Origin of the sequence: Nonomuraea sp. NEAU-A123, from assembly GCF_018603905.1 — a bacterium.
Classification (GTDB): Bacteria; Actinomycetota; Actinomycetes; order Streptosporangiales; family Streptosporangiaceae; genus Nonomuraea.
Genome location: NZ_JAHFZZ010000043.1, coordinates 20,158 through 42,159, shown reverse-complemented (window position 1 = coordinate 42,159; position 22,002 = coordinate 20,158). Strand labels below are relative to the sequence as shown.

Sequence of the window (22,002 nt, the reverse complement as noted above, 5' to 3'; positions counted from 1 at the left end):
AGGCTCGACGGTCGACGGCGAGCCGGGCAGCGGGACGGGGTGGCGCTTCAGCCCATGCATGAGGACCATCTCACACCGATCGTCCTGCTGGCCGACCACAGGGCCGCACGACTGATCACGCCGGAGCGCGGACGCGAACTCCTGGCCACGAGCCAGGGCTGAACGCAGATCAGTTCACCGCCGCGACATCAGTGGCGGCAACGCGTGGTTCGTTCTGCTCGGCGGTGTTGCAGGGCGTCTACGTCAATGGACTATGTGCGGGAAGGCGACTGCCATCCAAATGCACCAGGAACACGCAGCGTCACCCACTAGGCCAAAGGGATGGACGACAACTCGCGACAGTCGAATAGACGAGCCCACCAGTACCGACGCCGGACCAGTCACCCAGGATGCCCCACCCATCGCTCAGCACCCGCTGTCGCCGGGCGCGAGCAGGCTGGTGAACTCGGCGATGGCTTCTGGGGAGGGCCTGAAGTAGCGGCGCAGATTCTCCGGCTTCTTGTGCCGCGACTTGGCCATCAGCATCATCAGGCTTGAGTCCGCGCACCTTTTGCCTTGACCTGACACCGGCGCCCTGCAAAGTCCAGGTCCTCGATGTTCACGCCCAAGATCTCTTCCGACCGCCCGGCGCTCTCATACAGCATCCGATACAGAGTCTTCTCCCTCAGATGCACCTCCCGGCGGGCAATCATCCGGTCGATGGCCATGCGCGAGCGGATCGGAGTTTCGGAGTCCGGAACCGTCAGCCGCTTGGTCCACGCTGGCATCACCGGCGCCTCATAGCCGCGCTCGCGGCACCACCTCAGCCAGGACAGTACCGACGCGCGGCGGGCATTCCAGGTGTTGACCGCAGCGGTGCCCCACAGCACTTCCAGAGCCTCGCCGACCTCATCGTCGGCGACGGAGGCCAGCGGCCGATCCTCGCCGAGGCGCATCGCGGTCTTGCCCACCCCGATCCCGTAGGTGCGGATCGTGTTCGCGTTGCCGAGCGAGTCGAGGAAGACGTCGGCCGCGGTCCGGACGGTGAACGTCTTCCCGAGCGGTAGGTGTACGACGGCGGGCACCGCTTCCCCCTTGCCACAGATAACGGGGCCGCTTCACGTCGCGGCCCGAAGACATCGCCGCAGGTCATGATCAGCCGCGCCGTAGATAATAGGGCATTAACCTGTGGGTCGATCAACCCTCTGCCCTGGTGCAGTTCGCGGACGGCCGTGATGAGCAGGTCGGGGTCGCTGTCCTTGAGCAGGAAGCCGGCCGTTCCTGCACGCAGCGCGCCGAACAGGTACTCGTCGAGGTCGAACGTGGTCAGGGCGAGCACCCGGGGAGCGGATTCGGCGGCGGCGAGACGGCCCAGGAGCGGTAGCGGGGGAGGAGTCCTCGGCGGCGCAAGCTTGCAGTAGCAGCCGCATTCGCTCGTGGGCGAACCCCTCGCTGCCCACGTTCATGCCGAGCAGCGGGGCATGTGCGCATGGCTGGGGAAAATCCCCGATAGGGCCACCGGCGCATTCGTTGCAGCTTCTCCATGCGTGCGAGCCCGTGGTTGGTTCGGCTCGACATCCGCCTGCCTGGCCGTGGGATCGGGCTCGATCTACGTCCTGGGTGACGGGTCATCGACCTGGGGGAAGTCCACGGAGCGGGAGACGTTCTCGTGGGCGCGGATCTCGGTGAGCATGGACTCCAGCTCGCCGATCACGGCGTCGTATCCGGCGCCCCCAAGTACGAGGCGGTGGGGCGGGTCGTTCCGGTTGATCGCGGCCACGACGGCCCGCGCGCCCTGGAGGGGGTCTCCGGGCTGGTTGCCGTCCTGCTCGATCATGACCGCGCGGACGCTGTCCAGCATCGGCCGGTAGTCCTCGATGCTCTCCCGCACCGGCTCGTCGGCGAACCTGGCGTAAGCATGGGTACGGAAGGCCCCCGGCTGCACGGCCAGCACCTTGACGCCCAGGGGAGCCACCTCCTGGCGCAGGACATCGGTCATGCCCTCTATGGCGTGCTTGGCCGCGGTGTAATAGCCGAAGCCGAGCACTCCTCTCAGCCCGGCGACGGACGAGAGGTTGATGATCCAGCCGCTGCGCCGGGCGCGCATGCCGGGCAGGACGGCGCGGGTCACGGTCAGCACGGCGAAGAAGTTCAGTTCGAACAGCTGCCTGACGGCCGCGTCGTCCATGCCCTCCACCGAGCCGTACCAGCCGCGTCCGGCGTTGTTGACCAGGACGTCGATGCCGCCGAAGTGCGCCTCGGCGGCGGCGACGGCCTGGTGGACCTGCTTGGTGTCGGTGACGTCGAGCCGAAGCACCAGCACCCTGTCGCCGTGCGGTTCGGCCCAGTCGCGCAGTTCCTCGGGCCTGCGGGCGGTCAGGGCGACGCGGTCGCCGGACTCCAGGGCCGCGTCGGCGAAGGCCATGCCGAACCCGCCGGGTGTGCCTCCGGTGATGAACCAGGTCCTGTTCATGGCTCGATGACCAGGCGCTGGATGAGGCCGTCGCGAAGGGTGAAGCGGAAGCGCAGGTCCACGGTGCCCCCGGGGAAGTCGCCGGCCAGGTGCTGGGTGACGCTGTAGTCGCCCTCGCCCTCGCCGGACTGCTCGGCGGCGATCGGGGTGATCGTGTACGTATAGGCGCTGGCGGAATGGCTCATCCACGCGGCGATGGCGCTGCTCCCGGCGTGGGTGTGGCCTTCGTCGACCACCGTGGCGTCGGCGGCGAACAGACCGAGCTGGGCTGCGATAACGCGGTCGCGGTGGGCGGTGAGGTAGGCGGTGATGGTGCCGGGCAGCATGTCAAAGGCGATTGCCTGGTTGTGGGTCATGGCATGTCCCTCGCATGTCAATGGTGGGCGTCGCGTAGGCGAACTAGTGACTGCTAATATGAAACCGACTTACTTCGACAATAGCAGTGACTGTTGGAGGGTGCTCCCGTGCCAGCCCGGACCAGGAAAGAAGACCGTGAGTGTCCGCTGTCCGCCACGATCGAGCACATCGGCGAGTGGTGGACTCTGTTGCTCCTGCATGACGCCTTCGACGGCTATACCCGCTTCGACCAGTTCCAGGAAAACCTGCGCATCTCCTCCAGCATGCTCACCAGCCGGCTCAAGACCCTGGTCGCCGACGGCCTCCTGGAGCGCCGCCCGTACCAGACGAACCCGGTGCGCCACGAGTACGTACTGACGGAGCTGGGCCGTTCGCTGCGCCCGGTCATCGTCGCGATGGCCGCCTGGGGCAACGCCCGCCTGGCGCCCGAGGAGCGCAGCATGATCCTGGTCGACACGGCCACCGGAGAGGAGGTCGAGCCCGTCGTGATCGACGCCAAGACCGGCCGCCGCCTGGATGACAGCCGCGCGTACGTCTTCACCGCCGGCCCGGCCGCCAGCCCCGTCATGCGCGCCCGCTACACCCCCGCAGCAAGGGAATCGCGACGGCCGATCTCCCGGTGATCATCGTGCAGCAGCGAGAGGACATCGCCCGCTTGTCCCGTTCGTGCGCCACCACATCGACGTGCTGGGCTGCTACTCCTTCCAGCTTCCCGACCTGCCGGGCGGAATGCGGCCCCTGCGCGACCGATGAGGCGTGACGTCAGCCCTGGCATGTCCGGCCCGGTCTCAGAAGGGCTCGGGGCCGGGCGCCGCCCATTAGGCACGAAGGTCAAGGCAGGGTCAGGATGCGGGGGCCCTGGTCGGTGATGGCGACGGTGTGCTCGATGTGGGCGGCCCGGCTGCCGTCGGTGGTACGCAGGGTCCAGCCGTCGGTGCCGGTGCGGTAGGTGTTCTGCCCGCCGGCCATGAGCATGGGCTCGAGGGCGAGGACCAGGCCGTGGCGGAGGGGGAAACCGCGACCGGGGCGGCCGCGGTTGGGGACATGAGGGTCTTCATGCATGCGGCGGCCAATGCCGTGACCGCCGAAGTCGGCGGGCATGCCGCAGCCCGCCTTGCGGGCGACGGTGTCGATGGCGTGGGAGATGTCGCCGAGGCGGCTGCCGACCTGAGCGGCGGCGATGCCGGCGTCGAGGGCCTGTTGGGTGGCGTCGATCAGGTCGAGGTCGGTGGGGCGCGGAGTTCCGACGGTGAAGGTGATGGCCGCGTCACCGGCCCAGCCGTCAAGCTCGGCGCCGCAGTCGATGCTCACCAGGTCGCCGTCCCGCAGCCGGTAGCCGGTGGGGATGCCGTGCGACACGGCGTCGTTGACGGAGGTGCAGATCACGGCGGGGAAGGGCACCGGGGCGAAGGACGGCCGGTACCCGAGGAATGGGGAACCGGCCCCCGCCTCGGCCAGAACCGCGCGGGCCGCCTCGTCGAGTTCCTGCAAGGACACCCCGACGCCGGCTGCTTCTCGCACTGCGGCCAGGGCGCGGGCCACCACGCGCCCGGCTTCCCGCATCGCGTCCATCGCGGCATCGGTCTTGATCTCTACCATGTGCTGTGGCTCCCCGCCTCAGTCGAATCCAATACTTATACCGGTATTAGTATCACGGTCATGGTGAGGACTGCTTTGGCCCCATGGGAACGGGAACGCGGCGAGCGGTTCGGCTCGCTGTTGCGGCAGGCACGCGGCAGCCGGAGCATGGCGGAGGTCGCCGCCGCGGCAGGAGTCTCCGCCGAGACCTTACGCAAGATCGAAACCGGCCGGGCCCCGACCCCGGCTTTCTTCACCATCGCGGCCCTGGCCACGGCGCTGCACGTGTCTCTGGACGAGTTGGTGGCCGCGTGCGCGCACAACCCGGATTGGCAGGAACCGGCGCTCTCGGCCTGAGGGAAAGGTCAGCGACCACTGGAGGTCGGCCGCGCGCAGAAGACCATTTTCGTCGCCCGCTACCTGCGGCTCCGTGATTCGAAGGCCGATCCGTTGGTCGCCGTCCGGGGGGCGCCGGGAGCAACCGCGTTCACCGTGATTCGTCGGACTCTGAGCTCGTGGGTCAAGGTCATGCTCAGCGGTCGCGGAGCAGGGGCATTGGCCGGCTGGTTTGCTTGGGTCAGGTTGGGTGCGGTGGTGGTCAGTGACGGCGCGCTGTGATGATCCAGGCACGTGAGTCGAAGTACACGCCGCTGTCGGTGTTGTGGGCGGCGAGGGTGGCGCGTAGCCGCGTGCGTGCTTGCTCGGCTGTCGCGGTGTCGAGGTTGGCAAGCAGGTCTTTGTATTCCTGTAGGCGGAGCACGTTATCGAAGGCGGTGGCGGTGTCCGGGCCGTAGAAGACGGGTTCGTGCACGTCGGTGAAGCTGACTTGCGTGAAGCCTGCCGCCGCCAGGATGCCTTGCGTGATGGTCGGATCGGCGAGTGAGAACGGGCCTGGACCGCCGGTGGAAGGGGCGGGTGTGGATGCTGCGGCGGTGAGGGCCTGGCGGATCGCGGAGGCCCATTCATTGCGGTCGCGGTCTTGCCAGACCAGCAGCACGAGGCGCGCCGCGGGGCGCAGAGCGCGCCCGATATTGGTGAACGCCGCCACTGGGTCGGCGAAGAACATCGCTCCGAACCTGCTGATACAGAGGTCGAAATGCGCTGGTGGGAAGCGGTGAACCTGCGCGTCCGCTAGCTGGTAGGTGATGTTGGGCAGTCCCTGGTCGTCGCTGAGCTGACGGGCCCGTTCGAGCATTGGCGCGGAGAGGTCGATGCCTACCGCGCTTCCGGTGACGGCGGCGCGGGCGGCCTCGCGCGTGGACTGGCCCATGCCACAGCCGATGTCGAGCACATGGTCGCGGGGGCCGACGCGGGCAGCGGCGCGGAAGAGTTCGTTGTGCAGGCGCAGTTCTGCGTCGTAGTCGAACAGGTCGGTGTGCCTGGTGCCTGCGGTCGGCTCGGAGTTCCGTCGCGTCGTGGAGCGCTTCACTGCTCGATCCTCGTGGCAGATGCGGCAGTCGCGTAGCCCACCAGCAGGTCCGCCACCTGTTTGGGGCGGCTGAGTGCGACGCAGTGGCTGCCCGCGATCTCGTCGGGGACGATGCCCAGGCGCTCGGGCACCAGCCGGCGAAAGAAGTCGGGCGGGAAGAAGCGGTCCTCGCTGCAGAGCACGAACCTCGTCGGTACGTTCGGCCACGCGGCCAACGGCCACGGAGCGGCCGACGCGGCCGTCGACGGGTGCGCGCGCTCCTTGCCCATCGCCTCCTTGGCCAGCTCTCGCGGTACATCGTGGTAGAAGCTCACGTATGGATCCGCGTTGCCGGTCAAACCGCCATCGCGCTTGGCCTGCTCCTCCACCGCGCTCTGGCAGCCGGTGTTGGCCCACCACTCATCCGGCGACTCACCCGGCGACGGGATCATGCCGGCCAACAGGACCAGCACATCGACGGGCAGCCGATCGGCGACAAGCGGGGCGGTGAACGCACCGAAGGAGTGGCCCACGACGACCAGGTTCTGCTTGTCGCCGACGGCCTCGACCACGGCGTCGGCGTAGTCCGCCAGGGTCTTGGACTCGTCATCGCCCGGAAGGTCGGGAGCCAGCACGTCGTGCCCGCGCGCTCGTAGCTCGGCCTCCACCAGGTGCCAGGACCATCCGACGTCTCCTCCGCCGTGAATCAACACGAACGTGCTCATGGACTTTCCCTTCATCGTTGGAATTCGGAGCGTACGACGACGGCGACCGCGAGTACCGTGATCAGGCCTCCGACGAGGGTCGGCACCGTCACCGGTTCGGCGAGGATCAGCCATCCCAGGCACACGGCCACCAGCGGATTGACGTAGGCGTACGTGGCCGCCAAGGAGGTCGCCGTCGACTGCAGCAGCCAGATGTAGGCGGAGAACGCCAGGACGGATCCGAACAGGACCAGGTAGCTCCACGCCGCCCACGAGCGACCTGAGTAGGCGACCGGATCGAAGCGCTCGCCGCTCGCCAGCCCGATGATCGTCAGTGCCCCGCCACCGATGAGCATCTCGTAGACCGCGACCACGAACGGGTCACGCGGCAGCCCGATCCGCGGCTGATACCACGAGCCGAACGCCCACGACAGGCCGGCGACGAGGACGACGGCCATGGTCCAGATCGGAAAGGCGCCACCGAGACCGTTCGCGGTGACCACCACGACCAGGCCGCCGAAGCCCATCGCCACGCCCGCGACCGTCCGGCCGGCGGGGCGTTCGCCCGACAGGAGGCGGTGGCAGATCACCCACAGCGGCACCGCGGCGATCAGCAACGCCGTGATCCCCGACGGAGCTCCGCCGTGCTCGGCGAGGGTCACCAGGCCTTGGCCCATCACGATCAGCAGGAGCCCGATCTGCGCGCACCCCAGCAGTTGCCGACGGGTCACGGCCAGTCGACCCAGACCGCCACGCACCGCCAGCGCCCCGCCCACCAGCAGGCCAGCCGTCAGGAAGCGGACCCCGGCGCTCACGAAGGGAGGCATCTCCTCGACCATGATCCGGATCGCGAGGTACGTCGAGCCCCAGACGATGTAGACGATCGCCAGGGCGGCTCCGACGAGCAGGAGAGGGCTTCGAGCTTTTGTCGGTGCAACGGCGGTTGCTGTCATGCCTGCCACGCTAGGAGCCCGGCGCCATCGTGAAAAGCGATTGTTTCCGATCAACTCGATCGCTAGAAGCGATGACTGGGAGTACGCTGGGAGCCGTGACCGATCTCGAACTGCGGCACCTGGCCGCGATGGCCGCCGTCGTTGAGGAGGGCTCGTTCGGCCGGGCGGCTGCCCGGCTCGGCTACACCCAGTCGACCGTGAGCCAGCAGATCGCCGCGTTGGAGAGGTCCGTTGGCGGCCCGGTGTTCGACCGACCGGGCGGGCCCAGGCCGGTACGGATCACACCGCTCGGCGCCCTCGTCCTCGAGCACGGACGCGAGCTGCTGGCGAAGGCGGCGGCTCTGGCCGAGGCCGTGGACCGGTTCCAGGCCGGCGAAGGCCGGATCGACATCGGCACCTTCCAGAGCGTATCCACGGTGATCTTGCCAGTCGTCGTACGTCGGCTGCGCGACGAGCACCCCGGCTGCGACATCCGGCTGTCGGAGGAAGAACCGGAGGCGCCTCAGATCGGCGACCTCGACCTGCTGTTCTACGACGGCCCCCTCGACGGTGACGTCGAGCATGTCAAGCTGCTCGACGATCCGTACCTGCTGGTGGCCAGGCGCGGCACCTTCTCCGAGCATTCGGTCCCGCTGGGCCGGCTCGACGGCGCACCGCTGGTGGCCTGGCCGTCGACCTGCGACCAGCCCAGGATGGAGGAGGCATTCACCCGCGCCGGCGCGAACCCGAAGATCGTCTTCCGTACGGCAGGCAACGAGACGCTGCTGTCGATGGTGCGAGCCGGGATGGGATCGGCAGTGCTGCCGTGGCTCGCCATCCACGCCGCCGACGCCGAGTCCGACGACCGGCTCCGTGTCCACGAGCTGCGACCGGCCATTTCCCCACGCGAGATATGCCTGCACTGGCGGGCCGGCCGTACCCACTCTCCCTTGGCGGCTCGAGCGATCGAGATCGCCGTCGAGGTCGCGTCCGACCTGGCCGACGTGCGGTTGCCGCGCCGGCGAAGGGGCCGCTCATGATCACCGACCCGACGATCATCCGGATCGGCCAGGGGGTGGAGCTGCATCACCACCGAGGTCAGCGTGAAGCCGCTAGCGAGTTGTTCGCGCAGATCTGGGATGACATCGGCGGCGAGGAAGGCGACCCGCTGCATGTTTGCGTTCTTGCCCACGCGATGGCCGACGTGCAGGACGACGTGCACCAGGAGTTGGTGTGGGATCTGCGGGCGCTTGCCGCCGTCGGTCTGGTCACTGATGAGCGGGTGGCGCAGGCCGGGGTGACGCTTTCGGTCGCGGGCTTGTATCCGTCGTTGCACCTCAATGTGAGCGAGTGCTATCGCAAGCTGGGCGATCTCGGTCGCGCCCGTGAGCACCTGCGGCAGGCGCGGGCCGAGATCGGCGCGCTTGGCGACGACGAATATGGTCTGCTCATCAAGGGCGGCCTGGAGCGGCTGACCGAACAGTTGGGTGATGCCACCTGATGGCTTAAAGCTGCCCCTGCGCCCCGGCCTGGCCCTGGGGATCACCGTTGAAGAGGTCGATGAATCCGAACGGTGCGCGGTCGCCGAGGCAGAGGTCCAGCACTTCGTGCGCGTCGGCGTAGAAGGTCTCGGTGCGCGGGAACAACGCCTGTTCGTAGGCGGTCAGTGCCGCCTCGAAGTCGTCGGGGTGGGCGGCGATTGCCTTACCGAGTTCGGCGCCGTCGAACATCGCCAGGTTCGCGCCGTCACCGGACGGCGGCATCAGGTGCGCGGCATCGCCGAGGAGCGTCACCCCGGGCACGCGCTCCCATCGGTGTCCGTCCGGGAGTGTGTGGATCATGCGCGCGACCGGAGCGGTCTCGCCGTCGGTGATCAGCGCGGTGAGCTCCGGAGCCCACCCGTCGAACTCGGCCGCGACCCGAGCGGTCGCGGCGGCGGCGTCGGTGAAGTCGATGCCGGCGATCCACTCGGCGGGGCGCTTCAGCTCGACGTAGGTGTGCAGGATGTTGCCCGCCTCGCGGTGCGCGATGATCCCCTTGCCCGGTGTCAGCGCGTACATCGCGCCGACACCGACCGCCTCGGCCGTGGCGGGGTGCCGCTCGTCGGCGTCGTACAGGTAGGTGTCGATGAACGTCGTGCCGACGTACTCGGGCCTGGCGTCGGACAGCAGTGGGCGGATCTTCGACCAGGCGCCGTCGGCGCCGACGAGGAGAGTGCTGGTCACGGTCGAGCCGTCGGCGAAGGTCAGCTCGTGCCGGCCGTCGCCGAGGGGCCGGACACCGGTGACCTTGTGTCCCCACTGGACGGTCTGCTCGGGCAGGGAGTCGAGCAGGATCCGGCGCAGGTCTCCGCGGAGCACTTCGGGACGCCGCGCCGCGCCGTCGTCGGGGGAGTCGAACAGCAGCTTGCCGTGCTGGTCGAGCACGCGCGACGCCTCAGCGCCTTCGTGGATGATCGCGCGGAACTCGTCGGTGAGGCCGGCGTCGGCGAGCGCGCGCTGCCCGTCGTCCTGGTGGATGTCGAGCTGGCCGCCCTGCGTGCGGGACATCGCCAAGGGGTCGGCCTCGTAGACCGTTGCGGGGATGCCGTGGACGTGCAGGACCCGGGCGAGGGTCAGGCCGCCGAGGCCGGCGCCGACGATGGCGATCGGGTGGTGGCTGGTGTTCATGGGCTTCCTCGTTTCTGTACGGGCGGAGCGCCGGGCATCCATATGGATCGGCGTTCCATAAGTAATATGGAACGTCGGTCCAGGGTGTGTCAAAATGAGGCCATGCCACGGACACGAGGAAGGGCACCCACCGGGGGGCGTGCCGACGCCCTCTCGCGAGAGATAATCGTCGGCGCGGCCGTCGCGCTGCTGGACGAGCGCGGCGAGCGGGGACTCACCTTCCGGCTGCTGGCCAAACAGCTGAACACCGGACCCGGCGCGCTGTACTGGCACGTGGCGAACAAGGACGAGCTCGTCGCCCTGGCCGCCGATCAGGTGCTCGGCCACGCCTTCGCCGCGGTCCCGCGCCTCGAGGAAGGCGCCGGCGCCGGGCTGCGCGCGCTCGCCATCGCCGTCTTCGATGCCCTTGATCGGCACCCGTGGGCAGCCTCCCACGTCACCGCGCCGGCCACGCTGGCGAACGCGCTGCGCCTGCTCGACCGCATCGGCACCCTTGTCGCACGAACCGGGCTGCCCGCCGAACGGCATTTCGCGGTCTCCACCGCGATCTCCTACTACATCACCGGCGTCAGCGCCCAGATCATCGCCCCACGCAGCGCCCTCGACTCGACCACCAGCCGCGACGCCTTCCTCACCCAGACCGCCGAACGCTGGGAAGAACTCGACCCCGCCGACTACCCCTTCCTGACGCGCACCACCACGGACCTTCGCGACCACGACGACCGCGACCAATTCACCACCGGCCTCGACCTGCTCCTGAACGGCCTGAACACGACCGCCGACCCGCGACCGCCCGCGTGATGCCGCGATTCAGGCATCGACTGGCGCGCGGCCGAAGACCGAGTACGGCGGCTGCGGAGCAGGATCTTCAAGGTGGTCTGCAGGCGCTCGTCGCGGGGCCGGGCCCCGCAGCATCGAAGCGGAATCCGCGCAGCTCCTCAGCGGCGCGTGCCTGCGCACCTACCACACCGGCACCTGGTCGGAGCACCAGCTCAGCCTCCCCCTCACCCCGGCCACCCCGCTCACCTTCACCTTCGGCCCCAACGACAACGGCAACGTCAACCTGGACTCCATCACCCTCGACCCCGACCCCGGAGTCGTACACCGATAAACGGTGGCCTTGGACCGTTTATCAGGCGGTGGCCAGGTCGAGGAGTTCGAGGAGGTGGTGGTACGGCCGGCCGGTGGCGCGGGTCAGGCCGAGTTCGCAGGTGCGGTTGACCGAGGCGTGGGCGCCGCAGTTCGCGCCGGCCACGGAGGCGGCTTCGGCGCGGGTGGCCGAGGCGGTCAGCTCCGGGTGGAGCAGGCCGCGGTCGCCGGCGAAGGCGCAGCACTGCCAGCCGTCGGGGACGATGACCTCCTCCGCGATCGTCTCGGCGATCCGGGTGAGGGCGGCGTCCAGGCCGAGGCGGGTGGAGGAGCAGGTGGGGTGGAGGGCGAGGGAGGGCAGGCGGCGGGGGACAGGTAGGCGGGGCAGGATGTGCTCGGCGGTGAAGGCGACCGCGTCCACCACCTGAAGGGTGGGAACGAGGTGGTCGAAGCCTTCGGTGCAGGAGGCGGCGTCGCTGACGACGGGGACGCGGCCGTTGCCGGTGGCCGCCAGCAGCGTGTTCCGGACGCGGCGGCCCATGGCCTCGTGGCCGTCGGTGTAGCCCTTGGAGGACCAGGGCGTGCCGCAGCACAGGCTCGCGATCTCTTGCGGTATGTGCAGGCGCAGGCCGGCGCGTTGAGCCAGGCGCTGGAAGGCGGTCATCACGCCGGGGCCGCCGTCCGCGGGGGCGAACAGGGTGTTCAGGCAGGACGGCAGGTAGACGGCGTCGGGGTTGTCGGCTGGAGCCGGGCGGCGGCGCGTCCCCCCGCGGGGCAGGTCTTTGGTCCATGCGGGGACGGAGTCCAGGCCGGTGAGGGCTCGGGCGGCCGTGGCGGCGCCTTCGGCCAGCTTGGGCGTGAGCGTCGCGGCGGTGTCCAGGGCCAGGTTCATCGCCCGGGTGACGCCGTCCCAGTGTCTCGCGGCGCTCTTCCAGCCCGCCTGCGCGGCGCGGCCGTGGCGTTCGGCGCGCAGACGTTTGGTCAGGTCGCCGGTGTTGATGAGGACGGGGCAGGCGGTGGCGCACATGCCGTCCACGGCGCAGGTGTCCACGGCGTCGTAGCGGTACTCGCGCTCCAGTTGCCGGGCCAGCGCGTGGTCACCGGCGGCTTGGGCGGCGGCCAGTTCGCGGCGCAGCACGATGCGCTGGCGGGGGGTGGTGGTCAGGTCCCGGCTGGGACAGACGGGCTCGCAGTAGCCGCATTCGACGCAGCGGTCGACCTCGGGCTCGACGGTGACGACGGTCTTGAGGTCGCGCAGGTGCGCGTCGGGGTCGTCGGTCAGGACGACGCCGGGGTTGAGGGTGCCGGCCGGGTCGCACAGGCGCTTGACCTCGTGCATGACCTCGTAGAGTTCGTCGCCGTACTGGCGGCGGACGAAGGGGGCCATGACCCGGCCGGTACCGTGTTCGGCTTTGAGGTTGCCGCCGCGGCCGAGGACGGCTTCGACCATGTCCTCGGTGAAGTCGGCGTAGCGTCGCAGGTCGCTGCCGAAGCGTTCGTTGAGCATGAAGTGCAGGTTGCCGTCCTTGGCGTGGCCGAAGATGACGCTGCGCTCGTAGCGGTGCTTGGCGAACAAGGAGGTCAGGTCGTCGCAGAGGTCGGCCAGAGCGGGCACGGGGACGGCGACGTCCTCCAGCAGGGCGGTGGTGCCGCTGGGGCGGGCTCCGGCGACGGTGGCGTACAGGCCCTTGCGGATGTGCCACAGCGCGGCCCGGCCGCCGCCGTCCCTGCTGAGCCGGGCCGGGGCGGCCAGGTGCAGTGCGGCGAACGCGTGCTCGGCCGCGCGTTCGCGCCCACCGAGCCGGTCGGCGTCGGATTCCTGCCATTCGATCAGGAGCGCGGCGTGCTCGTGCACGGCCAGCGTACGCAGGACGTCGTCGGCCTTGGCGTCGGTCTGGGCGACGCGCAGGGATTCGGCGTCCAGCAACTCGACGGCGGCGGGTTCGGCCGCCACCAGCTCGGGCATGGCCGCCATCGCCTGGCGCAGGGTCGGAAAGACGAGCAGGCCGGTGGCGGCTAGGCGGTGGGCCGCGACCGTGCGCAGGACCGCTTCGGCGACGAATCCGAGCGTGCCCTCGCTGCCGATGACCAGGTGGGCGAGGATCTGCGCGGGGCTGTCGTGGTCGAGGAAGCTGTTGAGCCCGTAACCCATGGTGTTCTTCAGCGAGAACTGGGCGGTGATCCGGCGCACCGAGTCCGGGTTGCCGCGGATTCGCTCACGCAGCCGCTCCAGGCCCGCCGCCAGCTCGGGCTCCAACGCGCGCAGGCGGGTGTCGGCATCAGGGGCCGCGGTGTCAAGGACGGTGCCGCTGGGCAGCACGAGGGTCATCGACTCCAGGGTCTGGTAGGTGTTGGCGTGGGTGCCGCAGGTCATGCCGCTGGAGTTGTTGGCCACGACGCCGCCGATCGTGCACGCCGACTCACTGGCCGGGTCCGGGCCCAGCTTGCGGCCGTACGGGGCGAGCCGGGCGTTGACCTGCCGCAGCACGGCGCCCGGCTGCACCCGTACCCGCGCCCCGTCGTCGAGCACCTCGATCGAGCGGAAGTGCCGGCGGGTGTCCACCAGCAGATGCTCGCTCACTGCCTGGCCGCTCAGGCTGGTGCCGCCCGAGCGGAAGGTGAGGCGCAGCCCGGTCCGCAGCAGCGCCGCGACCTGCTCGGCGCTCTCGGGCACCAGCACCGCCTGCGGGGTGAGCAGGTAGTGCGAGGCGTCGTGCGCCATGCCGAGCCGATCGCTCGCCCGCGTGCGGGCGATGCCCGGGACGGCCGCCTCTACCGCGGCCAGGATGGCCGGGTCGGACGCGCTCAGGCGCTGAGATTCAGGATCAGTCACGCTGGTGCTCTCTTCGCAGGTCTATCTAATTAGCGGGGTCCGAGGACGTTCTGTCGCTGGCTGCCGAGCCCGTCGATGCCGAGCTCCATGACGTCGCCCGGCTGCAGCCAGACCTGCGGGGTCAAGCCCATGCCGACACCCGGCGGGGTGCCGGTGTTGATCAGATCGCCGGGCTCCAGCACCATGAACTGACTCAGGTGGTGCACGATGACATACGGGTCGAAGATCATCGTCTTGGTGATGCCGGTCTGACGGCGCACCCCGTTGACATTCAGCCACATGCCCAGGTTCCCGACGTCGGCGATCTCGTCGGGGGTGACCAGCCATGGCCCGGCCGGGTTGAACGTCTCGGCCGACTTGCCCTTGCTCCACTGCCCGCCGCGCTCCATCTGGAAGGCGCGCTCGCTGACGTCGTTGACCACCAGGTAGCCCGCGATGGCCTCGTGCGCCTCCTCGATCGAGTCCAGGTAGGAGGTGCGCTTGCCGATCACGACGCCCAGCTCCACCTCCCAGTCGGTCTTGGTGGAGCCGCGCGGGATGCGCACGTCGTCGTACGGGCCGATGAGGGTGTTGGGCGACTTGGTGAACAGAATCGGCTCGTCCGGCACGGCCTGCCCGGTCTCGGCGGCGTGGTCGCTGTAGTTCAAGCCGATGCACAGGATCTGGTGTGGGCGGGCGATCGGGGCGCCGATGCGCTCACCGGCGAAGGCGTGCACCTCGCCGCGTGCGATCCGATCGGCCACCGGCTGGGCGAGCAGGGCGGTGCCGCCCGCGCCGAAGAACTTCTCGTCGAAATCGGGGGTGACGTCGGAGACGTCGGCGTAGTGGGTGTCGTCCACGCGAACGACGGGCTTTTCGGCGCCGGGCGCGCCGATGCGCATCAGGTACACGAGTGCTTCTCCGAATCTCAGTTGAGCGGGCTCAGTTGGGCGTGGGCAGGCCGCGCGCTCCGGCCTTCGCCGTGAACAGCCGGCCGGAACCGGGGTGGGCCGCCAGGTCCTCCGTCACGAGGGATCGTGTCCGGAAGCAATGGCGCGGATGGCGGCCAGGTCGTCGATCAGCGTCTGCAAAGGGGTGCGGTAGGCCAGGCCGCTGACGCTGATCGCGCCGCTGGGCACGGTGGGCGAGGTCAAGTAGGCCGGGACCGCCACGCAGTTGACGCCCGGCTCGTTCTCCTGGTCGTCGGCGGCGTAACCCTGCTCGCGGATGCGTACCAGCTCGGCGTGCAGCTCCTCGACCGTGCCGATCGAGCGCTCGGTGCGGCGTTCCAGCGTCCGGTTCCCCACCCAGGCGCGGACCGCGTCCTCGTCCCGCAGGGCGTCGGCCAGCAGCACCTTGCCCACAGCCGTACAGTGCGCCGGGTTGCGGCCACCGACGACCGAGGTCAGCCGTACCGCCCCGGCAGACGGGTCGAGTTTGGACCGATAGACCACCGATGTCCCGTCCAGCACCGCATAATGAACCGTCTCGCCGTAACGGTCGCACAGCGCCTTCAACACCGGCGCGACACGCACGTGATCGGGACGCGCCTCGTGGTGCGCGAAAGCCATCCGCAGGAACTCGTCCCCCAGCACGTAACGGCCGTGATCGTTCTGCGCGGCGAACCCGGCCCGGCGCAGCGCGGCCAGCGCCCGATGCGCCGTCGGCTTCGGGCTGGCCACCGCGCGCGCCATCTCCTCCAGCCCGATCCCATCGGGATGGCGCGCCAGCTCGGCCAGCACCGCCAGCACGCGGTCGGACCCGACCAGCCTGGAGCCGGCGTCGGCATCGATCGCCGACTCGGCCACGTTTTGCGAGAACACGTTCCGAATGTTAGACCACCGTTCCACCAAACGGAAGTTCTCCTCGATGAGCGCTTCTGTCATGGCGAAGTGCGTCGGCCGGAGCCGGCTGAGGGACCCGCCGCCGCCGGAAAACCGGTTGAGCCTTCCTTCCACGTTCCCGTAGGTTGCCTGCGGCCCCGTCGCTGTGAGGACAGAGGACAAAACCGCGTGACCCCGCCTGCTCTTTAGACCTGACACCTTCTTCCGCTCACCTTCAAGCCGACCCTCCCGTCGGCTCTGCCGGGCTGCCCGTGTGCGCCCGGTCATACAGCGCTTGAGGCCGCGCGCAATCGGCCTCGTGTCAGGTCTAGAGAGATCATGTCTTCACAACCTCATACTGTGCTGCCCTGGGTCGTTCACCGGACCAGGCTTCCTCTGCTGTCGTTGCGGTGCGTGGACTGCCTGTCGGAGTCGGCCACCACCGGCGAGGGCAGGTTCCGCGTCAACGCCAACGGCAAGCTGCTGGATGTGTGGCTGCTGGTCCGCTGCGTGTCCTGCGATCGGACGAGCAAGCTCACCGTGCACGAGCGAGCGCCGGTCAGATCCTTCGATCCGGCCGAGCTCGACGGCTACCACGCCGGCGATCCAGAGCTCGTGGCGTCCCGGCTGCTGGATCCGCTGCTCGCCCGGCGCAACCGCTTCACCCTGGACTGGAAGGGGGCCTGGCGGCTGGACGCCCCGTCGGCATGGCTCGACGAGGCGTGGCCGGTCCAGGTGGAGGTCGTCTTCAAGGACCCGGTGCCGGTGCGCCCGGACCGGCTCATCGCGCAGGGGCTCGGCCTCAGCAGGAACGAGGTGCTACGCCGGATCAAGTGCGACATTCCGCTGCGCCGTACGACAAGCGCCGGGTTCACCTTTACCGTGATGGCCGGGGACTAGCGGGCATGTAGCCGCGGCTCAAGCATCCGTACGAAATACGCCTCGTTCAGCGGCGGCTCCAGAGGCACGGAGTCGCCGCTGAACGGCCAGGGTGTGCCCGGAGCGGGCCAGCGGCGCGGTCGCCGACCACTCGCAACGGCCCTGTCCGCCGCCCGTCGGCGGCGCCGCGATGAGATGGCCAGCGGATCAGCTACCTACAGCAGCCATGTGCGGGCGACTTCGGAAATCGACAGTGATGACCGGGTCCATGTCGCCCCCATATTCGGGACTCTCTCGGCGCCTGGTGATCGGGTACTGCGGCGAGTGGCTTGCCGGCGGTCGGCCTGCTAGCGATGGGCTCGTGGATCGTGGTCGCCCACGGTGCTCGATGCGGCGGGGTGATGGTCATTGAGGCGGTCGAGGGCGGCGGCGGTGGCTTCGTCGGAGGCGAGGTAGACGACCAGCCGCTGCTCGTCGGGGTCAGGCAGTTCCAGGCTCTCGTACGCCAGCAGCAGTTCCCCCACCTCCGGGTGCGCCCACCGCTCGACGCCGGTGCGCGCGGGCAGTGCGGCCGAGCCCTCGAACCGGTCGCGGAAGCCGGCGTCGGCAGTGATCGTCAGCTCCTCGGCGAGCAGTGCCGCGTGCGAGTCGCCGAGCGCTGCCGCGGCCCGTAGCGCGGCGGCCCGCTCGCCGGCGACCGCGTCCCAGTCCGGGTGGGCATCGTGCGCCCGCGGGTCGGTGAATGCGTACCGGACCAGGTTCGGTGGCTCGGCCTCCAGCAGCCCGGTCGGGCCGGCGAGCCGCGCGAATCCGGCCGTCCACGCGAGCAGGTCGCCGGGCCGGTTGGCGACCAGCGCCGGCGCGGGCTCGAGCTGGTCCAGCAGCGCCCGCACGGTCGGGCGCACCGTCCGGGCCCGCGCCGCGGCGGCCCCGTCACACGCGCCGCCGCCGGTGGTCTTCGCCAGCCGGTGCAGGTGGATCCGCTCGTCACGGGAAAGGCCCAGCGTCTCCGAGAGCGCGGCGAGCACCTGGGTGGACGGGCTGCGGTCGCGTCCTTGCTCCAGCCGGGTGAGGTACTCCACGCTCACGCCGGCGAGCGTGGCCAGCTCGGCCCGGCGCAGCCCGGGTGTGCGGCGCCGGTTCCCGTTCGGGAGCCCGACCGCGGCCGGCGGGACCGCCTCGCGGTGCGCGCGTAGAAACGCGCCCAGCTCTGTCTCGGTCATCAACTGCGATTGTATTCACGGCGAGCCTGGCCCTGCCAGGGCTAGGAAAACCGCAGCCTGGCCCGGACCCGCCCAGCTCCGGGACGCTCGTAGGCATGAGCACCTTCACCGACGGTGAGAGCGCCTTCCTGAGCCGGGGCCGCTGCGCGCCGCACGTCACCCCATTGGGGGTGCTTCACGATCCCGATCCCGAGGCGGTGATGTCGGCACCAGCCTGGCGGCGAGCAAAAGGTCATACCCCGACCGAGACAGAACCTGAGGAGAGGCCCATGATCCAGATCGCGATCATCCTGGGCAGCACCCGCCCCGGGCGCCGCGTAGAGGACGTGGCCCGGTGGGTCGCCGAGGCCGCCGGCCGGCACCCCGCCGTCACGGCCGGGGAGGCCGGCCTCGAACTCGTCGACATAGCCGACTACGAGCTGCCGTTACTGGACGAGCCCGCGCCCGCAGTCATCGGTTCCTACCAACATGCACACACCAAGCGGTGGGCGGCCACGATCGGCAGGTTCGATGGCTTCGTGTTCGTCACCCCGGAGTACAACAGCGCCATCCCCGCCGCGCTGAAAAACGCCATCGACTACCTGTACGCGGAATGGAACGACAAGGCAGCCGGGATCGTCAGCTACGGGGTCTACGGCGGCACCCGCGCCGCCGAACAACTGCGGCAGACCATGGGCGAGATCAAAGTCGCCGACGTACACGCCCAAGTCGCGATCAACCCGTACTTCGACTTCGACTTCACCGACTCCAAGGCCGGCGTCTGTGCCCCCGGCGAACGCCAAGAAACCGCCCTGACCCTCATGCTGGATGAAGTCCTCGCATGGTCCCACGCCCTCCGGGCGCTGCGGGACCCCACCGCCAGCGCCGATCCCCGGCCCGGGCCGACCTGATCCACGCCACCCGCTCCTCACGCGTGGCCCGCTCGACGGCAGCACGTTCCAGGTCTTCAGCGGTCGCACCCCCTTCGGGTGGGAGCGAGCGATCCTGGCCATCGGTGGGCGCTTCCATCGCCGTGGTCTTCGTCGACGCTGTGACGATCGCCGCTGCTCGCCCCGCGTCAAGATGCCAACCACCCGCGAGGGCCACTACACCCTGGATGCGCGATCTGGGCAGGATCACCATGCTGCGGGTCGACACCCCCGGCGGCGACCAACGCGCTCTACCTGCACACCGGGCCGCTGCTGGCCGACCGGTGGAACAAGGACCTGATCTGCGAGTGCTCTGCGGATGGGCGGATCGCTGAAGTTCGGGGAGGCCACCGCCTCGCCATCGTCGGGAAGTGGTCAGCCGCCTTTCGGCAGAACACCCTGGCCGCGGCGTTGAAGGAGTGGGGGTGGATGCGCCGCACCATCCACGCCGCCGCTACCTTTCGGATCCGGTCTGCGGCCAGTCCGTCGTTGGTGTTGGCCACGATCAGCTCACGTTGAAGCTCTGCAAGCCCGGCGACCAGCTCACCCCGGCCGCGCAGGCAGGCCTCAAGCCGGGCGATCACATGGTCTCCTTCAACGGCGCCACGATCGGCTCCTGGGACGACGCCAAGCGCCTGATCCGCTCCCACGGCCCCGGCCGGGTCAAGCTCGGCATCGTGCGCGATGGCAAGCCGATGACATTCGACGTCACGCTCATCGCCCAAGACCAGCCCAACCTCGAAGACCCCGACAAGATCGACAAGAACGTCGGTTTCCTCGGCGTGCGGCCCACCAAGGTGATGGAACAGCAGAGCGTCGGCCAGGTGATCGGCTACATGGGCGAGCAGACGGCCAGGGTGGCGGGCTCGATCTTCAACCTGCCGGACAAGATGGTCGGCATCTGGCACGCAGCCTTCTCCGGCGAGGAACGCGACCCCGAGGGCCCGGTGGGCATGGTCGGCGCGGGCCGCATGAGCGGCGAGATCCTGGCCTCCGACTTGTCCGACGAGGAGAAGATCGCCACCTTCGTCAGCCTGCTGGCCGGCTTCAACCTGGCGGTCGGCATGTTCAACCTGATCCCGCTGCTGCCGCTCGACGGCGGGCACATCGCGGGCGGGCTCTGGGAGGGGCTCAAGCGGGCCTACGCCAAGGTCATGCGGCGGCCGAAGCCCAAGTACGTCGACATCGCCAAGGTGCTGCCGCTGACGTACGCGGCGGCGCTGGTAATGATGATCATGGCAGGCCTGCTCGTCTACGCCGACCTGGTCAACCCGCTCACGCTGACGAACTGACGGACCGGTTCGTGATGTTCGCGACCACCATCATGACGACCGGCTGGCGTTCTGGTGCGCGGCGCCTCCGGGGACGCAGGAGGAACTGGTGGCCGAGGACCCCGCGCGGTTCCTCCGGCCTCTCACGTGGTGCACCGTGTGCGACTTGGATCGCTCGATGGGCCTGGCGATCTTCGTGTGGTGTGGCCACGGACGGTTGCTCTCGTCTCGTCCGGGAGCGATCGCAATCGGGTAACGTCCCGCGACTCTACGGCCGCCGCAACCCGGCGCTTCAAACGCGGGCGCTACTGCAGTTGGTCGCGGCGGCGGGTGAGGTAGGCGGTCTCGCCGGTGTTGCCGGCCAGCTCGATGGCCCGGTCGTAGGCCGCGCGTGACTGCTGACTTTGGCCCAGCCGGCGCAGCAGGTCGGCGCGGGTGGCGTGGTAGGCGTGATAGCCGGCCAACGCCTCGGCGAGGCGGTCAACGATGGCCAGTGCCACCTCCGGCCCGTCGAGCTCGGCCACGGCGATGGCCCGGTTGAGGGCGATGATCGGCGAGCGGTCGAGGCGGACGAGCTGGTCGTAGAGGGCGAGGACCTGCGACCAGTCGGTGTCGCGCATGTCGCGGGCGGAGGTGTGCACGGCGTTGATCGCCGCGAGGATCTGGTAGCGACCCGGAGCCACCCCGGCGGCGGCAGCGGCGAGGCGCTCGCGCACCAGCCGGTGACCCTCGGCGATCAGCGCCGCGTCCCAGGCCCCACGGTCCTGCTCGTCGAGAGCGACCAGTTCGCCGCCGGCCGAGACCCGGGCGGGGCGGCGCGCCTCGGTCAGGAGCATCAGCGCCAGCAGCCCGGCCACTTCTCCGTCCTGCGGCAGGAGCGCGCGGATCAGGCGGGTGAGCCGGATCGCCTCGGTGGTCAGGTCGTGTCGTACGGGATCGGTGTCGGGACCGCTGGCCAGGTAGCCCTCGTTGAAGACGAGGAACAGGACGGCCAGGACGCCGGAGACACGTGCCGGCAGATCGTCGGCGGACGGCATCCGATAGGGGATGCGAGCCGCCTTGATCTTGGCCTTCGCGCGGGTGATGCGCTGCTCCATGGTGCTCCCCTGCACCAGGAAGGCACGGGCGATCTCGGGCACGGTCAGACCGCCGACCATGCGCAGCGTCAACGCCACGCGCGCTTCCACCGCCAGCGCCGGGTGACAGCAGGTGAAGATCAGCCGAAGCCGGTCGTCGTCGATGGCGCCCAGCGGCTCGGGTGGGGTGTTGTCGTGCAGCATCTGAGCCTCCTTGTGCTTGTCGTCGCGTTTGTTCTCGCGCCGGATCCGGTCGATGGCCTTGCGGTTGGCGGTGGTGGTCAGCCACGCGCCCGGGTTGGGGGGCAGGCCGTCGGCCCGCCACCGCTCGACGGCGGTCGTGAACGCCTCGGCGGCCGCCTCCTCGGCGATGTCGAGGTCACCGAAGCGCCTGGTCAGGGCGGCCACCACCCGCGCCCACTCGTCGTGGTGGGCCCGAGTGATCGCCTCCTCGACGTCGCTCACTGGAACGGCCGCACTTCGATCTTCCGATCGCAGACCTTCGACGCCTCGGCGGCGAGCTTGAGCGCCACATCCAGATCGGGGACCTCCCACACCCAGACGCCGGCGAGGTACTCCTTCGACTCCACGAAGGGCCCGTCGCTGACCACCGCCTGCTCGCCCCGGTTGTCGATGACCGTGGCCGCGTCGGTGTCCGCGAGTCCGCCCGCGAAAACCCAGTAGCCCTCGGCGATCAGTCGTTCGTTGAACGCGCTGATGGCAGGCTGCCTGTCCGTGCTGCCGGGATTGCTCTTGTCATCGATCACGGAAACCAGGTACTGCATCTGAAGATCATCTCCTGTGATGGTTCGGTGGTAGGG

The 22,002-nt window shown here is 69.5% G+C and carries 23 protein-coding genes; 9 read left to right on the top strand and 14 right to left on the bottom strand.

The genetic code is table 11. The annotated features are described in order from the left end of the window. Positions 1-527: 527 nt before the first annotated feature. The gene (locus KLK06_RS57635) at positions 528-1,064 is read right to left on the bottom strand and encodes a hypothetical protein (protein ID WP_214644394.1); all 537 of its coding nucleotides are present in this window, start codon (positions 1,062-1,064) and stop codon (positions 528-530) included. A gap of 128 nt (positions 1,065-1,192) precedes the next feature. Here KLK06_RS57635 and KLK06_RS62885 point away from each other — a divergent pair, with 128 nt between their 5' ends. Then, positions 1,193-1,363, top strand: coding sequence for a hypothetical protein (locus KLK06_RS62885; RefSeq protein WP_214644393.1), 171 nt, complete (start codon positions 1,193-1,195; stop codon positions 1,361-1,363). A gap of 225 nt (positions 1,364-1,588) precedes the next feature. Here the strand turns inward: KLK06_RS62885 and KLK06_RS57625 are convergent, their stop codons facing one another. Further along, positions 1,589-2,452 (bottom strand): oxidoreductase, encoded by an 864-nt coding sequence (locus KLK06_RS57625; protein ID WP_214644392.1) that lies wholly within the window; start codon positions 2,450-2,452, stop codon positions 1,589-1,591. Further along, positions 2,449-2,808, bottom strand: a complete 360-nt coding sequence (locus KLK06_RS57620) for a nuclear transport factor 2 family protein (RefSeq protein ID WP_214644391.1) — start codon at positions 2,806-2,808, stop codon at positions 2,449-2,451. Before KLK06_RS57620 ends, KLK06_RS57625 begins: the two co-directional genes overlap by 4 nt. A gap of 108 nt (positions 2,809-2,916) precedes the next feature. On the opposite strand from KLK06_RS57620, the gene KLK06_RS57615 reads away from it, so the two are divergent. Next, positions 2,917-3,432 carry a helix-turn-helix domain-containing protein gene (locus KLK06_RS57615; RefSeq protein WP_214644390.1) on the top strand — a complete coding sequence of 172 codons (516 nt, stop codon included), beginning with the start codon at positions 2,917-2,919 and terminating at the stop codon, positions 3,430-3,432. Positions 3,433-3,640: 208 nt separating this feature from the next. Here KLK06_RS57615 and map read toward each other — a convergent pair whose 3' ends face one another. Then, positions 3,641-4,408 (bottom strand): type I methionyl aminopeptidase, encoded by a 768-nt coding sequence (gene map / locus KLK06_RS57610; protein WP_214644389.1) that lies wholly within the window; start codon positions 4,406-4,408, stop codon positions 3,641-3,643. Positions 4,409-4,468: 60 nt separating this feature from the next. Here map and KLK06_RS57605 point away from each other — a divergent pair, with 60 nt between their 5' ends. Beyond that, complete coding sequence (locus KLK06_RS57605) at positions 4,469-4,744, top strand: helix-turn-helix domain-containing protein (RefSeq protein ID WP_214644388.1); 276 nt, start codon at positions 4,469-4,471, stop codon at positions 4,742-4,744. Positions 4,745-4,985: 241 nt separating this feature from the next. On the opposite strand, the gene KLK06_RS57600 is transcribed toward KLK06_RS57605, so the two are convergent. From KLK06_RS57600 to KLK06_RS57590, 3 genes are read right to left on the bottom strand one after another with little or no spacing between them, the layout of a single operon-like run. After that, positions 4,986-5,816 (bottom strand): class I SAM-dependent methyltransferase, encoded by an 831-nt coding sequence (locus tag KLK06_RS57600; RefSeq protein WP_214644387.1) that lies wholly within the window; start codon positions 5,814-5,816, stop codon positions 4,986-4,988. Further along, positions 5,813-6,520, bottom strand: a complete 708-nt coding sequence (locus KLK06_RS57595; protein ID WP_214644386.1) for an alpha/beta hydrolase — start codon at positions 6,518-6,520, stop codon at positions 5,813-5,815. Before KLK06_RS57595 ends, KLK06_RS57600 begins: the two co-directional genes overlap by 4 nt. Positions 6,521-6,531: 11 nt before the next feature. Further along, positions 6,532-7,452 (bottom strand): EamA family transporter, encoded by a 921-nt coding sequence (locus KLK06_RS57590; RefSeq protein WP_214644385.1) that lies wholly within the window; start codon positions 7,450-7,452, stop codon positions 6,532-6,534. Between the two features lie 95 nt (positions 7,453-7,547). On the opposite strand from KLK06_RS57590, the gene KLK06_RS57585 reads away from it, so the two are divergent. Further along, on the top strand, positions 7,548-8,471 hold the full coding sequence (locus tag KLK06_RS57585; RefSeq protein WP_214644384.1) for a LysR family transcriptional regulator: 924 nt from the start codon (positions 7,548-7,550) through the stop codon (positions 8,469-8,471). After that, complete coding sequence (locus KLK06_RS57580; RefSeq protein WP_214644383.1) at positions 8,468-8,932, top strand: hypothetical protein; 465 nt, start codon at positions 8,468-8,470, stop codon at positions 8,930-8,932. The genes KLK06_RS57585 and KLK06_RS57580 overlap by 4 nt, the downstream gene beginning before the upstream one ends. 4 nt (positions 8,933-8,936) lie before the next feature. On the opposite strand, the gene KLK06_RS57575 is transcribed toward KLK06_RS57580, so the two are convergent. Next, a complete protein-coding gene (locus KLK06_RS57575) occupies positions 8,937-10,100 on the bottom strand; it encodes an NAD(P)/FAD-dependent oxidoreductase (protein ID WP_214644382.1) in 1,164 nt (387 codons plus the stop codon). Between the two features lie 102 nt (positions 10,101-10,202). On the opposite strand from KLK06_RS57575, the gene KLK06_RS57570 reads away from it, so the two are divergent. Continuing rightward, on the top strand, positions 10,203-10,901 hold the full coding sequence (locus KLK06_RS57570; protein WP_214644381.1) for a TetR/AcrR family transcriptional regulator: 699 nt from the start codon (positions 10,203-10,205) through the stop codon (positions 10,899-10,901). 331 nt (positions 10,902-11,232) lie between these two features. Here the strand turns inward: KLK06_RS57570 and KLK06_RS57565 are convergent, their stop codons facing one another. From KLK06_RS57565 to KLK06_RS57555, 3 genes are all read right to left on the bottom strand, one after another. After that, positions 11,233-14,022, bottom strand: a complete 2,790-nt coding sequence (locus tag KLK06_RS57565) for an FAD-binding and (Fe-S)-binding domain-containing protein (RefSeq protein ID WP_214644380.1) — start codon at positions 14,020-14,022, stop codon at positions 11,233-11,235. Positions 14,023-14,051: 29 nt separating this feature from the next. After that, complete coding sequence (locus KLK06_RS57560) at positions 14,052-14,912, bottom strand: fumarylacetoacetate hydrolase family protein (RefSeq protein ID WP_214644379.1); 861 nt, start codon at positions 14,910-14,912, stop codon at positions 14,052-14,054. Positions 14,913-15,026: 114 nt separating this feature from the next. Beyond that, complete coding sequence (locus KLK06_RS57555) at positions 15,027-15,824, bottom strand: IclR family transcriptional regulator (protein ID WP_308169018.1); 798 nt, start codon at positions 15,822-15,824, stop codon at positions 15,027-15,029. A 360-nt stretch (positions 15,825-16,184) separates the two neighbouring features. Here KLK06_RS57555 and KLK06_RS57550 point away from each other — a divergent pair, with 360 nt between their 5' ends. After that, a complete protein-coding gene (locus KLK06_RS57550; protein ID WP_214644377.1) occupies positions 16,185-16,724 on the top strand; it encodes a DUF1062 domain-containing protein in 540 nt (179 codons plus the stop codon). 326 nt (positions 16,725-17,050) lie between these two features. Here the strand turns inward: KLK06_RS57550 and KLK06_RS57545 are convergent, their stop codons facing one another. Then, the gene (locus tag KLK06_RS57545) at positions 17,051-17,926 is read right to left on the bottom strand and encodes a helix-turn-helix transcriptional regulator (RefSeq protein WP_214644376.1); all 876 of its coding nucleotides are present in this window, start codon (positions 17,924-17,926) and stop codon (positions 17,051-17,053) included. A gap of 269 nt (positions 17,927-18,195) precedes the next feature. Between KLK06_RS57545 and KLK06_RS57540 the strand changes: the two genes are divergently transcribed. Next, on the top strand, positions 18,196-18,816 hold the full coding sequence (locus tag KLK06_RS57540; RefSeq protein WP_214644375.1) for an NADPH-dependent FMN reductase: 621 nt from the start codon (positions 18,196-18,198) through the stop codon (positions 18,814-18,816). A gap of 443 nt (positions 18,817-19,259) precedes the next feature. Next, on the top strand, positions 19,260-20,126 hold the full coding sequence (locus tag KLK06_RS57535) for a site-2 protease family protein (RefSeq protein WP_308169016.1): 867 nt from the start codon (positions 19,260-19,262) through the stop codon (positions 20,124-20,126). Between the two features lie 284 nt (positions 20,127-20,410). On the opposite strand, the gene KLK06_RS57530 is transcribed toward KLK06_RS57535, so the two are convergent. Beyond that, positions 20,411-21,646 carry an RNA polymerase sigma factor gene (locus tag KLK06_RS57530; RefSeq protein WP_214644374.1) on the bottom strand — a complete coding sequence of 412 codons (1,236 nt, stop codon included), beginning with the start codon at positions 21,644-21,646 and terminating at the stop codon, positions 20,411-20,413. Beyond that, entirely contained in the window at positions 21,643-21,966 is a 324-nt protein-coding gene (locus KLK06_RS57525; protein WP_214644373.1) for a YciI family protein, read from the bottom strand. The genes KLK06_RS57530 and KLK06_RS57525 overlap by 4 nt, the downstream gene beginning before the upstream one ends. Positions 21,967-22,002: the final 36 nt, after the last annotated feature.

Coding starts and splice junctions, on each gene's coding strand:
- KLK06_RS57625 (WP_214644392.1), bottom strand. CDS start 2,452: ATGAACAGGACCTGGTTCATCACCGGAGGCACACCCGGCGGGTTCGGC.
- KLK06_RS57620 (WP_214644391.1), bottom strand. CDS start 2,808: ATGACCCACAACCAGGCAATCGCCTTTGACATGCTGCCCGGCACCATC.
- map (WP_214644389.1), bottom strand. CDS start 4,408: ATGGTAGAGATCAAGACCGATGCCGCGATGGACGCGATGCGGGAAGCC.
- KLK06_RS57605 (WP_214644388.1), top strand. CDS start 4,469: ATGGTGAGGACTGCTTTGGCCCCATGGGAACGGGAACGCGGCGAGCGG.
- KLK06_RS57595 (WP_214644386.1), bottom strand. CDS start 6,520: ATGAGCACGTTCGTGTTGATTCACGGCGGAGGAGACGTCGGATGGTCC.
- KLK06_RS57590 (WP_214644385.1), bottom strand. CDS start 7,452: ATGACAGCAACCGCCGTTGCACCGACAAAAGCTCGAAGCCCTCTCCTG.
- KLK06_RS57580 (WP_214644383.1), top strand. CDS start 8,468: ATGATCACCGACCCGACGATCATCCGGATCGGCCAGGGGGTGGAGCTG.
- KLK06_RS57575 (WP_214644382.1), bottom strand. CDS start 10,100: ATGAACACCAGCCACCACCCGATCGCCATCGTCGGCGCCGGCCTCGGC.
- KLK06_RS57570 (WP_214644381.1), top strand. CDS start 10,203: ATGCCACGGACACGAGGAAGGGCACCCACCGGGGGGCGTGCCGACGCC.
- KLK06_RS57545 (WP_214644376.1), bottom strand. CDS start 17,926: ATGACCGAGACAGAGCTGGGCGCGTTTCTACGCGCGCACCGCGAGGCG.
- KLK06_RS57540 (WP_214644375.1), top strand. CDS start 18,196: ATGATCCAGATCGCGATCATCCTGGGCAGCACCCGCCCCGGGCGCCGC.
- KLK06_RS57525 (WP_214644373.1), bottom strand. CDS start 21,966: ATGCAGTACCTGGTTTCCGTGATCGATGACAAGAGCAATCCCGGCAGC.